Origin of the sequence: Polaribacter sp. 20A6 (assembly GCF_011378915.1) — a bacterium.
Lineage (GTDB): Bacteria > Bacteroidota > Bacteroidia > Flavobacteriales > Flavobacteriaceae > Polaribacter > Polaribacter sejongensis.
Map to the genome: position 1 here is coordinate 536,408 of NZ_WTPZ01000002.1, position 12,491 is coordinate 548,898.

The following is a 12,491-nucleotide window of genomic DNA, read 5'->3' on the forward strand; positions in this document are numbered from 1 at the left end:
TTATTTTTGAATTCAAAATTATATGAATATGAGCTTTTTAAATATACCACAAGTCTCTTGGGTAAACGGTACCATTATGATAGGCATTTTTGCATTGGTTGTTGTTGGCCTAGTTGTAGCCGTTTACTTATTAATGAGCACAGATAAAAAAGCAAAATAATTTTATTTTCCCCCTAATATTAATAAAAGCCTGAGTTTATCTTGGGCTTTTGTTATTGCAATAAACTAGAATATACTTTATTTTTACACTAGGTTTCACTATTTTTATAGGTAAAAAATAAAGTATAATGACAAGTAAGTTAGAAATTAATTTTGGTTACCTTTTTGAGGAAGATTTAATTTTAGAAATAGAAAAATTGGGTGTTTCTAAAACTTTTAAAGAAGATACAACCATTATAGAAGTTGGAGATTATATTAAATCGATGCCTTTATTAATTTCTGGAGCTATTAAAATTCTTAGAGAAGATGAAAAAGGAGATGAAATTGTTTTATACTATTTAGAAAAAGGAGATACTTGTGCCATGACACTTTCTTGCTGTATGGGACAAACAAAAAGTAAGATTAGAGCGGTTGCAGAAACAAATGTTGAATTAATTATGTTGCCAAAAGAAAAAATGGCAGAATGGTTAGGGAAATATAAAACGTGGCAATCTTATATTTTACAAACATATCATAATAGAATGGATGAGCTTTTAGAAGCTTTAGATACTATTGCTTTTTTAAAAATGGACGAACGCCTTTTTAAATACCTTAAAGACAAGGCAATGGTTACCCATAATGATGTTTTAAATGTTACCCATAAACAAATTTCAGAAGATTTACATACTTCTAGAGTTGTAATTTCTAGATTGCTTAAAAAGTTAGAAAACGAAAGTAAAATTCAATTATTTAGAAATAGTATTAAGGTTTTAGAACTGTAACATTAGTTACTGTGTAATTTAAAGTGGTGTCTTATTTTTGTAATAAAAAAGATGAAATCTCTTACATTAATCGTCGTAATTGTCTTAGTTTTTGGTTGTAAAGATTCTAAAAAACCCACATATTCTAAAGGAAACGATGTCTTAGAAACTCAAGAACATGACGGTAAAAAGTTACTAGAAACAAACTGTTACATTTGCCACAACCCAACAACTATAGAAGATAATAGAATTGCACCACCAATGATTGCTATCAAAAAGCGTTATTTAATGGGGAATAATTCTAAAGAAGCATTTATAAAGTCGATACAAGATTTTATTAAAAACCCAACGGAAGAAAATGCTAAAATGTATGGGGCTGTAAAACGTTTTGGAGTAATGCCAAAACAAGCTTTTCCTGAAGAAACTATCAAAGAAATTTCAGATTATATGTTTGAGTTTGATCTAGAAAAACCAGAGTGGTTTGATGAACATTATAATCAACAACATGGTAATGGAAATGGTGGAGGTAAAGGAATGGGAAATAGCAATGGAAATGGAAAACAAAGACAGCAGCAAGGAAATAATTTTAAAAATTTACCTTATAGCGAAAGAGGTTTAAAATATGCGCTATCCACCAAGGCTGTTTTAGGCAAAAACTTAATGAGTAAAATTCAAAAAGAAGGAACTCTAGCAGCATTAAATTTTTGTAATGTGCAAGCTTTTCCTTTAACAGATAGTATGTCTGTTGTACACAAAGCAACCATAAAAAGAGTCTCTGATAAACCAAGAAATATTAAAAATGTTGCAAACACTTTAGAAAAAGGTTATATTAATATTTTTAAAGAAGAGGCTAAAAAAAATAAAGAGTCAGAACCAATTGTAGTAGTATCTGCCGAGGATGTAAAAGTATATTATCCTATCAAAACAAATAGTATGTGTTTACAATGCCATGGAAAACCAACTTCAGATATTAAAAGCACTACATTAGCACAAATAGACAAGTTATATCCAAAAGATTTGGCATTTGGATATAGTGAAAATCAAGTAAGAGGAATTTGGAGTATTACCTTTAATAAATAATCATATAAAGTTCTTAGGCATGAGCAATTTTTCAGAAATTATAAATCAAGATAAACCTGTTTTAGTAGATTTTTTCGCAGAATGGTGTGGACCTTGTAAAACCATGAGTCCAATTTTAAAAGAAGTAAAAGACGCATTAGGTGATGCAGTTTCTATTGTTAAAATAGATGTTGATAAAAACCAATCGTTAGCATCAAAATATGAAGTTAGAGGTGTACCAACCTTAATTTTATACAAGTCTGGCAAACAAGTTTGGAGACAATCTGGTGCAGTACCTAAAAACCAGTTAATCACTATTATAAATAACAGTGGTAAGTAATTTAATACTAGGTTGATTAGAAATAGTTTTCTAAAAAGGACATTTTTGTCAATCTAAATTTATTTCAGATTCTTATGAAGGTAGAACTTGATTAAGTTGATGTTCTATAATAAGATTAGTCTTTTAAACCTTTTTTAGACAGCTTCTTTTATTTAGAAATACAATCTAAACTATAAAAACCACCACAATTTTCGGTTCTCTTTTTAGAAAATTGAGTAATTAAATATGCCGTAGTAATTAAGTTTCTTAGCTCGCATAAATCTATAGAAAGTTCAGAATGGTCATAAAGGCGTTTGTTGTCTTCATAAAGTACTTTTAAACGCTTTTCTGCACGTAGCAAACGCTCATTAGAGCGTACGATGCCTACATAATTGGTCATAATAGTTTTTACTTCATTTCTATCATGCGTAATTAATACTTTTTCCATGTTTTTAATAACACCATTATCATTCCAAACAGGAATATCTTTTGGTGTTTTGGCTTTATTGTATTTTTTAGAAATACTTAAAAAGGCGTTATGCGCATATACCAAACCTTCTAATAAAGAATTAGAAGCCAATCTATTTCCGCCATGTAAACCAGTTCTAGTAACTTCGCCACAAGCGTATAATTTTTTGATAGATGTTTTTGCTTTTTTATTCACATTTACACCACCACAAATGTAATGAGACGCTGGTACAACAGGAATATAGTCTTTGGTTACATCAATATTTAAAGACGCACATTTTTCTGTAATATTAGGAAAATGCTCTTTAAATTTAACCATGTCTAAATTAGTACAGTCTAAATATACATGAGGTTTTCCACTCTTTTTTAATTCATTATCAATGGCTCTTGCAACAATATCTCTAGAGGCTAATTCTTCTCTTTCATCATATTTATGCATAAAAAAATCACCATTGTAATTTCTTAGTTTTGCACCAAATCCTCGCACAGCTTCGGATATTAAAAAGGCAGGATATTCGCCTGGGTTGTACAACGCGGTTGGGTGAAACTGTATAAATTCCATTTCAGAAATTTCTGCCTTTGCACGGTATGCAATTCCTATTCCGTCTCCAGTTGCCACAGTCGGGTTTGTCGTAGTTTCGTAAACTTGCCCATTTCCTCCAGAAGCTAAAAGTGTAAACTTACTTACAAAGGTTTTTACTTTATCTTCATTAATATCTAAAACATAAGCACCATAACAAGAAATTTTGCCATTTCGCTTTGTTTTAGTCTTTTTAGTTTGATGTTCTGTAATTAAATCTATCGCGTAATGATAGGTAAGAAATTCTATATTTGGTTGTGCATTTACTTGTGCTAATAAAGCACGTTCTATTTCTGCACCTGTAATATCTGTATGATGTAAAATTCTGTTTTGCGAATGTCCGCCTTCTCTACCTAAATCGTAATTTCCTTTTTCGTTTTTATCAAACTTTGTTCCCCAATCTATTAATTCTTGTAATCTTTCTGGAGCATCTCTAACCACCATTTTAACAACCTCTTCGTCGCACAAACCATCACCTGCAATTAAAGTGTCTTCTATATGTTGCTTAAAGGTGTCAACAGTTTTATTATAAACGGTAGCAATACCACCTTGGGCATATTTTGTGTTAGATTCGCTTTGTTTGTCTTTAGTAACAATAACAACTTTGGCGTCTTTGTGTTCAAGAGCAACTTTTAAAGCAAAAGTTAATCCAGAAACTCCAGAACCGATTATTAAAAAATCGGTAGAGATTATGTTTTTATCAGGTAACATTTTAAGGCGTTATTTAGAAAGTTCTAGCATTCTGTTGATAGGAATTATTGCTTTTTCACATAATTCTGCTTCCACTTCTATATTTGGTAATTCGTGTTTTAAACATAAATACAATTTTTGCATTGTATTCATTTTCATATAAGCACATTCGCTACAAGCACAAGTATTATCTTCTTTTGCTGGAGCCGGAATTATTTCTTTATCAGGATTTTCTTGTAACATTTGAAACAAAATACCAGCTTCTGTAGCAACAATAAATTTCTTTTTATCGCTGTTTTTTACATGATTTAGAAGACCAGAAGTAGAGCCAATATATTTGGCTACTTTAAGCATATGCGCTTCAGATTCTGGATGCGCAATTAATTCTGCATCAGGGTGTTCTTGATATAAGTCAATTAACTTTTCCATAGAAAAAGCTTCATGAACCATACAAGCGCCATCCCAAAGTAACATATCTCTTCCTGTTTCTTTATTTAAGTAAGCTCCTAAATTTCTATCTGGAGCAAAAATAATGGGTTGATCTTGTGGTATAGAATCAATAATTTTTCTAGCGTTAGAAGAGGTACAAACGTAATCGCTTAATGCTTTTATTTCTGCTGAACAGTTTATATAAGTAACAACTAAATGATCTGGATGTTTCTTTTTAAATTCTGAGAATTGTTCTGGCGGACAAGAATCTGCCAAAGAGCAACCTGCTAGTAAGTCTGGTAATAAAACTTTTTTAGTAGGGTTTAATATTTTTGCGGTTTCTGCCATAAAATGAACTCCTGCAAAAACAATAATGTCTGCATCTGTTTTTGCTGCTTGTTGTGCTAAGGCTAAACTATCACCTACAAAATCTGCAATTTCTTGAATCTCATCTATTTGATAATAATGCGCTAAGATAACTGCATTCTTCTCTTTTTTTAGTTTCAAAATCTCCTCAACATAATCAATATTAGGAGTTTCAATATCTAAAAATCCTTTTTTGTTGAGGTTTTTTTTTGCACTAACTAAAGTTTTCATAAAAAGTGTTTATTATTAACTACGTTGCAAATATAAACTCTATTTTGTTGGTAGGAAAATGATTGTCATCATTCTGTTAAATTATGATTATAATAAGCTAAAAAATGAACTTATCTGAAAAATTTTGGGAAAACAAGTACCAAACAAACAAAGTTGGTTGGGATTTAGGAGTGGTTTCACCTCCATTAAAAACATATTTCGATCAATTAACAAACAAAGAATTAAAGATCTTAATACCTGGAGGAGGAAATTCTTACGAAGCAGAATATCTTTTTAATAATGGATTTACCAATGTTTATGTGGTAGATTTAGCTAAAAGTGCCTTAGAAAATATTAAAAATAGAGTTTCAGGTTTTCCAGAATCACAATTAATTTTAGGAGATTTTTTTGATGTAGATCAAACTTTTGATTTGATTATTGAACAAACTTTTTTCTGTGCAATTCATCCTGATTTAAGAGAAAAGTATGCATTGAAAATGAATCGTCTGTTAGGCGAAAACGGGAAATTAGTAGGCTTGCTTTTTGATGCAAAACTAAATGAGGATCATCCACCTTTTGGTGGAAGTAAAACAGAATACATAAAGTATTTTGACTCCCATTTTACAATGGATGTTTTTACAGCATGTTATAATTCTTACCCTAAAAGACAAGAGATGGAGTTGTTTGTGAAGTTTTTGAAGAAGTAATAAGTGCCTTTTACAAATCAAAAAAAATTAAATAGATATTTAAAGTGTATAACATCTGCCTACTCTTGATGTTTAAAAATAATCTATTTTAAGTTTTCAAGAAATACTTTAAATTCATCGGTATTATAATTAGCCATTCCCTCATGTGTTAATACAATATTTTTATCAGCATCAATGATGTAGGTTGTTGGTAATGCGGACGATTGTAACATTGCGGGTAAGTTACTGGCAAGTGTATATATTGGTAAATTATATCCTTTTTTCTTATTAAAAGCCTTTGCTGTTTCAAAATCTTTATCAAAAGACAGCAGTATAAAAGCGACATCATTACCCATTTCTTTATGTAATTTACTAATACTTGGCATTTCTGCAATACAAGGAGGACACCACGTTGCCCAATAATTTAGAAATATTACTTTGTCTTTTAAATCTGATAAAGATGTAATTTTTCCATCGCCATCTATCAACTTTACATTTAAATCAGCTTTTGTGTATTCAGAAATGGTTTCTGAAGCGTTCTTATTTGTAATTTCCTTTACATCAGGGTTCATTAACCCAGTAGCCAATACTCCTCGTTGTACGAAACCAATAACTTCTGTATGCAAACCTGTAGCATAAAGTGTAATTATTATGAAGACAAAAACTCCGTTCTTAATCCACGTTTTCTTGGTGTTTTTATCTTTCTTCATTTTATTATTTTTAATGAAATTGTATCTTTTTTTAACTTTTCTATTTATAATATCAATTTATGTAGGATGTTTTATAATTGGTAATTATAAAGTTGTCCCATCAATATCCTTAATTTTTAAGAAAATTAGAAAGCAATATAATTTCTAATTTATTTTACATTTTTATAAGGTACAAACATAAATAAAATAAGACTTTACGTAGGTAACACTAGTTACCAAACTTGTTAAAGTAATATTAAATAATAGCACCTCTATGTGTTCTTGTTTTATTAAATTTACCAATGCAAAATATGGTTTAGCTACTTATGTTACATAGGGAGTGTAAGACAATGTATATTTTTGTAGATATTAATAAGTATAACAAGTATTTTTAATATGGAAGACATGATTTTTTATGATAGACTGCAGTTTGCATTTACTATCACCTTTCACTACATATTTCCGCAATTGACAATGGGACTTTCTTTATTGATTGTTTTTTTAAAATGGAAATATTTAAGAAATAATGATGAAAAATATAATAATGCTGCAAAATTTTTGATGAAAATTTTTGCAATTAACTTTACACTGGGTGTTATTACAGGAATTCCGATGGAATTTCAATTTGGTACCAATTGGGCAAAATTTTCTGAATTAACGGGCAGTATTATTGGGCAAACCTTAGCCATGGAAGGCATGTTTTCTTTCTTTTTAGAATCGTCTTTTTTAGCACTCTTTATTTTTGGTGAAAAATTAATGGGACAAAAACTACATTTTTTAACTGGTTTCTTGGTCTTTTTAGGTTCTTGGGCAAGTGGTTGGTTTATTTTAGCAACCAACGCTTGGATGCAACATCCGGTAGGTTATGAAATTTTAGAAAACGGAAAATTTGTATTAGAAAACTTTTCAGCATTATTTACAAATCCTTGGTTGTTACCTGCTTTTTTACATAATCAAATGGCCTCTGTTGTTACTTCCTCTTTTGTGGTAGCAAGTATTGGTGCTTTTTATGTTTTAAGAAATAAACAAGTAGAATACGGAAAGCTATTTTTAAAAACAGGTGTAATTTTCGGATTAGTTTCTAGTTTGTTAGTGGCTTTTCCTACAGGAGATTGGAACGCTAAAAATGTTGCCAAATATCAACCAGCAGCTTTCGCAGCGATGGAAGGTATTTTTGAAACAGAAGAAGCAGGAGCAGAGATTGTTTTGATTGGTCAGCCAAATATGGTTGAAAAAAAGTTAGATAATAAAATTGCAGTTCCTAATATTTTAAGTTTTTTAACGCATCAAGATTGGAATAAGCAAATTCCTGGAATGGATCAATTTAAAGAAGAAGAATTGCCAGATAATATTCCGGCACTTTATTATTCATATCATATAATGGTTGGTTTAGGTACTATTTTTATTGGTATTATGGCGTTAGCACTTTTCTTTTTATGGCGAAAAAAACTATATACTTTTAAACCATTGCTTTGGTTTATTCTATTTTTAGTTCCGTTTCCATACATTGCTAACCTTACAGGTTGGTACACGGCAGAATTGGGGAGACAACCTTATTTAGTGTACGGATTGCTAAAAACAAGCAATGGTGTTTCACCAACTGTGTCTTCGGGAAATACTTTATTTACCTTATTGGGTTTTGTTGCTTTATACATGCTGTTAGGACTATTATTTTTAGTTTTAGTTGGCAAAACGATAAACGAAGGTCCTAAACTTCAAAAACATTAAACGATGGAAATATTTTGGTACATTATAATAGCAACTGTTTTAGGGATCTTTTTTGTTTTAGACGGATATGATTTCGGAACAGGAATTATTCATTTATTTTTTGCTAAAAAAGAAAAGGATAAAGAAGTAATTACAAAATCTGCAGGCTTATTTTGGGATTCTAATGAGGTTTGGTTAGTAGCCGCAGGAGGAATGCTTTTTATGGCTTTTCCTACATTTTATGCATCTGTATTTAGCGGATTCTACTTGCCCTTAATCATCGTTTTATGGTTGATTATTTTTAGAGCAATTGGACTTGAATTTAGAAGTCAATTTAAGTTTCAAATGTGGAAAGATATTTGGGATGTTTCTTTTGGAGTTTCTAGTTTATTATTAGCCTTATTTTTTGGAATTGCGCTAGGGAATATTGTGAGAGGTGTAAATTTAGGTGGCGTAGAAAACGGAACCTCTGTTTACGAAGGACATTATTTTTTCTTACCACTTTGGGATAGTAGTTTTAGCCCTTTAACAGAACATCCAGGAGTTATCGATTGGTTTACGATTATTATAGGTTTAATTTCTGTAGTAACTTTAGCAATACACGGTGCTAATTGGATAATTTTAAAAACTAATTCGTCTATCAATTTAAAATTAAAAGGTGTTATTTTTAAGTTGAATATTGTTTTAACAATTCTTACTATTTTTTCGGTAGCAGTTTGGCAAATTGTAAATCCAGACTCTTTAAATAATTTTGTTGATAAACCTTATTTATTAGTATTCCCAATGCTGTATTTTACAGGATTAGTTGGTTTGTTTTTTATCAAAAAAATTAAAAAAGATGTGCATGCTTTTTGGTTATCAACGTTATTAATATTAGGAGGAATTACTTCTTCTTTGGCTTCTTTATTTCCAGTTATTTTACCTTCTGTTAACGATGTTCACGAGCCACTTACTATATACAATACTGCGGCACCAGAATACGGTTTGTCTATTGCATTTATTTGGGGGATTATTGGTATTATCTTAGTTGTGATTTACGCAATTATCCAAAAAAGATTAAAGGGTGGTAAAGTTGATAAAATGGATTACGGTCATTAGTCTAAATCTAATATTATGACAGAAACATTAATTTCTTTACTGAGTATTTTGTTAGGAATAATTGGAGCGATTGGTTTTGGTATGCTGTTTAAAAAATATTCATTTGGTATTGTAGGCAATACAATAGCGGGTGTTTTTGGAAGTGTCTTTTTCATTAAATCATTTGGGCGATTAGGCTTTAATCCGCAATCGATAATGCAACATGGTACATTTAATACTTCATTATTTATAATTAACTGCATCGTCTCCGTTTTAGGAGGTGTTTTAGGGTTGATTATCATTAAAAAAATCTATAATAAGCTTAATAAATAACTGTTTATATAGCTTACATGATATAAGTCATCTTATCTAGTTTCAATTCATTATACATTTGTTAACCAATTGGTTGAACTAAATAGTTAATGAGCGGGACTAAAAACGAAAATACAGAAGAACAAATTTTAAATGCAGCAAAAAATGTATTTCAATCTAAAGGAATGGATGGTGCTCGCATGCAAGAAATTGCCAATGAAGCTGGCATAAACAAAGCGATGCTTCACTATTATTATAGAAGTAAACAATTACTTTTTGAAGCTGTATTTAAAAATGCATTTTCATTATTGGCGCCTCAATTAAATGCAGTTTTAAATGACGATTCATCCATAGAAGAAAAGGTACGAAATTTTTCATCAAACTATATTTCCTTTATTGAGAAGCATCCTTATTTACCTAATTTCATTATTCAAGAATTGAATAGAAATCCTGATTTTATGTTAAAAATGAAGGGAAATAATGGATTTCCAAATCTAGAAAAATTCAAAAACCAAGTAGCTGTTGAAGTCGAAAATGGCACTATCAAAAATGTTAGTGCAGAGCAATTATTTATCAATATTCTAGCCTTAAATGTATTTCCTTTTATTGCGAAACCATTAATCCAAGGTTTAATAGCAGTTGAAGAAGACGGATTTCAGCAACTCATAGAAGATCGTAAAACTGAAGTTGCCGATTTTATCATTAATTCAATAAAAAAATAAGATGAAAAAAGTAGTATTCATTTTAATAACAGTACTAAGTTTCTCAGCATTTGCGCAAGAGCGTTTAACGCTTAATGATTGTTATAATTTAGTAGAAACAAACTATCCTTTAATTAAGCAACATGAGTTGTTAAAGAAGCAACATCAATTAGATACAGAAATTATTTCGAATTCGAAATTGCCACAAATTAACTTAGATGCACAAGCAACGTATCAATCTGATGTTATTGAAATTCCGATTCCGAATGCGAATATAGATCCCTTAAATAAAGATCAATATAAAGCAAGTTTATCTGTAAATCAATTGATTTATAATGGTGGTTTAACAGCGGCGAATTTAAAGGTTAAAAAAGCGCAATTAAAAACAAAACAAAAACAAGTTGATTCCAATATCTATCAATTAAAAGCACAAATTAATCAACTGTATTTTTCTGTTTTATTAACCGAAGAAACGTTCAACTTATTAGAAGCTAAAAAAAAGCAATTAGAATCGAAATTAAAGGAAGTACAATCGGGTATAAAAAACGGCGTTTTATTGCCTTCTTCGGATAGTGTTTTAGAAGCAGAATTATTAAAAATTAAGCAACAATTTATAGCAATTGAAAGTCAGAAAACAACTTTAATTAATACTTTATCGAGTTTAATTGGAAAAACTATACATAAGGCTATAAAGTTTGAAAAACCGATGGTTGAAACACAATTACAAACGGAAATATCAAGACCAGAACTCGCATTATTTCAATTGAAAAAGGAAGAAATAAACAGTCAGGAAGCACTTATTTCTAAACAAAATTCGGTAAAATTAAATGGCTTTGCAACTGGCGGTTATGGAAATCCTGGGTTGAATATGTTAGATAATTCTTTTCAGACATATTATATAGTGGGCGTTAAATTACATTGGAATGTGTTTGATTGGAACACCAATAAAAAGCAGCAAGCAACAGTGGCAATTAACAAAGATATTATTGAAAATGAAACTGAAATTTTTAAACTAAATACCAATATAGAACTCAACAAACAGCAACAAGAAATTGAAAAGATTTCTGCTTTTATAAATTGGGATGAAGAGATCATCAATCTTCGTAAGAAAGTCTTGAAAACATTAGATGCTCAACTTAAAAATGGTGTCATCACATCTTCGGTTTATATTACAGAATTCACCAATTTATTTGAAGCAGAAAACACCTTGTTAAGACATAAAATACAAATACAATTAGCAAAAGCGAATTATAATACGATAAAAGGAAAGTAAATATTTTCTGCAGATAACGCAGATGTGCGCAGAGAAAAAACAAAATAAAAATCTGTGGTAATCTGCGAGATCTGCGGGAGAGAAGTAAAAATAATTAATAATGAAAAAACATCAATATATATTAGGAGTAAGCATTATGGTTTTGAGTCTGTTTTCTTGCGGAAAAGACAATGGAAAAGCAGATGGTTATGGGAATTTTGAAGCAACAGAAATAACGATTTCAGCAGAAAATAACGGGAAATTAATTCAGTTTTCTATAGAAGAAGGCGATCAATTAGAAAAAGACCAATTTGTAGGTTTTATAGATACGGTACAACTCGCTTTAAAACGAGAACAATTAATCGTTTCAAAGTCTGTAATTAGCTCCAAGTCTAAAGGAGTATTATCACAGATTTCTGTGTTAAATTCAAAATTAAAAACTGCCAGAATTAATAAAAATAGAGTAGAGAATTTAATTAAAGACAATGCCGGTACGCAAAAACAATTAGATGATGTTTCTGGTGAAATAGATGTTATTAATAGTCAGATTAGAAGTGTAGAAATACAGAATGCGCCTGTTGTAAATGAACTAAAAAGTATTGATGTTCAATTAAAACAAATTGACGATCAAATTAAAAAAAGTAAAATAATAAACCCTGTAAACGGAACCGTTTTAACCAAGTTTGCAGAACCAAATGAAATTACTGCTTTTGGAAAACCTTTGTATAAAATTGCAGATTTAAGTACTATGGAACTACGTGTTTATATTAGTGAAACACAATTGGCAAACATTAAAATCGGACAAAAAGTTACGGTTAAAATTGATGCTACGGAAGATATGAAGTCTTTTGAAGGTACTGTGAACTGGATTGCTTCTGAAGCAGAATTTACGCCTAAAATTATTCAAACTAAAGAAGAACGTGTTGCTTTGGTATATGCAGTAAAAGTTAATGTGGTTAATGATGGTAGCTTAAAAATAGGAATGCCAGCAGAAATGTGGATCAATTCAGTAAGCAGTTCTCAGTAGCAGTTGGCAGTTAAAAATTT

Annotated in this window: 14 protein-coding genes; 11 read left to right on the forward strand and 3 right to left on the reverse strand. The window is 30.2% G+C overall.

The window, feature by feature from the left end; genetic code table 11:
- Positions 1-28 precede the first annotated feature (28 nt).
- The 4 genes from GQS57_RS19120 (at position 29) to trxA (ending at position 2,298) form a co-directional block, all read left to right on the forward strand.
- Positions 29-160, forward strand: coding sequence for a hypothetical protein (locus GQS57_RS19120; RefSeq protein ID WP_261972279.1), 132 nt, complete (start codon positions 29-31; stop codon positions 158-160).
- Between the two features lie 127 nt (positions 161-287).
- Positions 288-920, forward strand: a complete 633-nt coding sequence (locus tag GQS57_RS06150; protein WP_165731694.1) for a Crp/Fnr family transcriptional regulator — start codon at positions 288-290, stop codon at positions 918-920.
- Positions 921-971: 51 nt separating this feature from the next.
- Positions 972-1,979 (forward strand): DUF3365 domain-containing protein, encoded by a 1,008-nt coding sequence (locus GQS57_RS06155; RefSeq protein WP_165731695.1) that lies wholly within the window; start codon positions 972-974, stop codon positions 1,977-1,979.
- Positions 1,980-1,998: 19 nt separating this feature from the next.
- Positions 1,999-2,298 carry a thioredoxin gene (gene trxA, locus GQS57_RS06160; protein ID WP_165731696.1) on the forward strand — a complete coding sequence of 100 codons (300 nt, stop codon included), beginning with the start codon at positions 1,999-2,001 and terminating at the stop codon, positions 2,296-2,298.
- A 148-nt stretch (positions 2,299-2,446) separates the two neighbouring features.
- On the opposite strand, the gene nadB is transcribed toward trxA, so the two are convergent.
- Positions 2,447-4,036: an L-aspartate oxidase gene (gene nadB, locus GQS57_RS06165; protein ID WP_205860220.1), complete on the reverse strand. Its 1,590-nt coding sequence runs from the start codon at positions 4,034-4,036 to the stop codon at positions 2,447-2,449.
- Between the two features lie 9 nt (positions 4,037-4,045).
- Positions 4,046-5,041, reverse strand: coding sequence for a quinolinate synthase NadA (gene nadA / locus GQS57_RS06170; RefSeq protein WP_165731697.1), 996 nt, complete (start codon positions 5,039-5,041; stop codon positions 4,046-4,048).
- A 104-nt stretch (positions 5,042-5,145) separates the two neighbouring features.
- Here nadA and GQS57_RS06175 point away from each other — a divergent pair, with 104 nt between their 5' ends.
- On the forward strand, positions 5,146-5,727 hold the full coding sequence (locus GQS57_RS06175; RefSeq protein WP_165731698.1) for a methyltransferase domain-containing protein: 582 nt from the start codon (positions 5,146-5,148) through the stop codon (positions 5,725-5,727).
- Between the two features lie 83 nt (positions 5,728-5,810).
- On the opposite strand, the gene GQS57_RS06180 is transcribed toward GQS57_RS06175, so the two are convergent.
- Positions 5,811-6,416, reverse strand: a complete 606-nt coding sequence (locus tag GQS57_RS06180) for a TlpA disulfide reductase family protein (RefSeq protein ID WP_165731699.1) — start codon at positions 6,414-6,416, stop codon at positions 5,811-5,813.
- Between the two features lie 375 nt (positions 6,417-6,791).
- Between GQS57_RS06180 and GQS57_RS06185 the strand changes: the two genes are divergently transcribed.
- The 6 genes from GQS57_RS06185 (at position 6,792) to GQS57_RS06210 (ending at position 12,471) form a co-directional block, all read left to right on the forward strand.
- A complete protein-coding gene (locus GQS57_RS06185; RefSeq protein ID WP_165731700.1) occupies positions 6,792-8,123 on the forward strand; it encodes a cytochrome ubiquinol oxidase subunit I in 1,332 nt (443 codons plus the stop codon).
- A 3-nt stretch (positions 8,124-8,126) separates the two neighbouring features.
- Positions 8,127-9,200: a cytochrome d ubiquinol oxidase subunit II gene (gene cydB / locus GQS57_RS06190; RefSeq protein WP_165731701.1), complete on the forward strand. Its 1,074-nt coding sequence runs from the start codon at positions 8,127-8,129 to the stop codon at positions 9,198-9,200.
- A 15-nt stretch (positions 9,201-9,215) separates the two neighbouring features.
- Positions 9,216-9,512, forward strand: coding sequence for a hypothetical protein (locus GQS57_RS06195; protein ID WP_165731702.1), 297 nt, complete (start codon positions 9,216-9,218; stop codon positions 9,510-9,512).
- Between the two features lie 89 nt (positions 9,513-9,601).
- A complete protein-coding gene (locus GQS57_RS06200; protein ID WP_165731703.1) occupies positions 9,602-10,213 on the forward strand; it encodes a TetR/AcrR family transcriptional regulator in 612 nt (203 codons plus the stop codon).
- Position 10,214: 1 nt separating this feature from the next.
- A complete protein-coding gene (locus GQS57_RS06205) occupies positions 10,215-11,465 on the forward strand; it encodes a TolC family protein (RefSeq protein ID WP_165731704.1) in 1,251 nt (416 codons plus the stop codon).
- A gap of 100 nt (positions 11,466-11,565) precedes the next feature.
- On the forward strand, positions 11,566-12,471 hold the full coding sequence (locus GQS57_RS06210; protein ID WP_165731705.1) for an HlyD family secretion protein: 906 nt from the start codon (positions 11,566-11,568) through the stop codon (positions 12,469-12,471).
- The last annotated feature ends 20 nt before the right edge of the window (positions 12,472-12,491 follow it).

Bases quoted from the DNA above. Each gene is read 5' to 3' on its own strand.
- GQS57_RS19120 (WP_261972279.1), top strand. From the start codon at position 29: ATGAGCTTTTTAAATATACCACAAGTCTCTTGGGTAAACGGTACCATT.
- GQS57_RS06150 (WP_165731694.1), top strand. From the start codon at position 288: ATGACAAGTAAGTTAGAAATTAATTTTGGTTACCTTTTTGAGGAAGAT.
- GQS57_RS06155 (WP_165731695.1), top strand. From the start codon at position 972: ATGAAATCTCTTACATTAATCGTCGTAATTGTCTTAGTTTTTGGTTGT.
- trxA (WP_165731696.1), top strand. From the start codon at position 1,999: ATGAGCAATTTTTCAGAAATTATAAATCAAGATAAACCTGTTTTAGTA.
- nadB (WP_205860220.1), bottom strand. From the start codon at position 4,036: ATGTTACCTGATAAAAACATAATCTCTACCGATTTTTTAATAATCGGT.
- nadA (WP_165731697.1), bottom strand. From the start codon at position 5,041: ATGAAAACTTTAGTTAGTGCAAAAAAAAACCTCAACAAAAAAGGATTT.
- GQS57_RS06175 (WP_165731698.1), top strand. From the start codon at position 5,146: ATGAACTTATCTGAAAAATTTTGGGAAAACAAGTACCAAACAAACAAA.
- GQS57_RS06180 (WP_165731699.1), bottom strand. From the start codon at position 6,416: ATGAAGAAAGATAAAAACACCAAGAAAACGTGGATTAAGAACGGAGTT.
- GQS57_RS06185 (WP_165731700.1), top strand. From the start codon at position 6,792: ATGGAAGACATGATTTTTTATGATAGACTGCAGTTTGCATTTACTATC.
- cydB (WP_165731701.1), top strand. From the start codon at position 8,127: ATGGAAATATTTTGGTACATTATAATAGCAACTGTTTTAGGGATCTTT.
- GQS57_RS06195 (WP_165731702.1), top strand. From the start codon at position 9,216: ATGACAGAAACATTAATTTCTTTACTGAGTATTTTGTTAGGAATAATT.
- GQS57_RS06200 (WP_165731703.1), top strand. From the start codon at position 9,602: ATGAGCGGGACTAAAAACGAAAATACAGAAGAACAAATTTTAAATGCA.
- GQS57_RS06205 (WP_165731704.1), top strand. From the start codon at position 10,215: ATGAAAAAAGTAGTATTCATTTTAATAACAGTACTAAGTTTCTCAGCA.
- GQS57_RS06210 (WP_165731705.1), top strand. From the start codon at position 11,566: ATGAAAAAACATCAATATATATTAGGAGTAAGCATTATGGTTTTGAGT.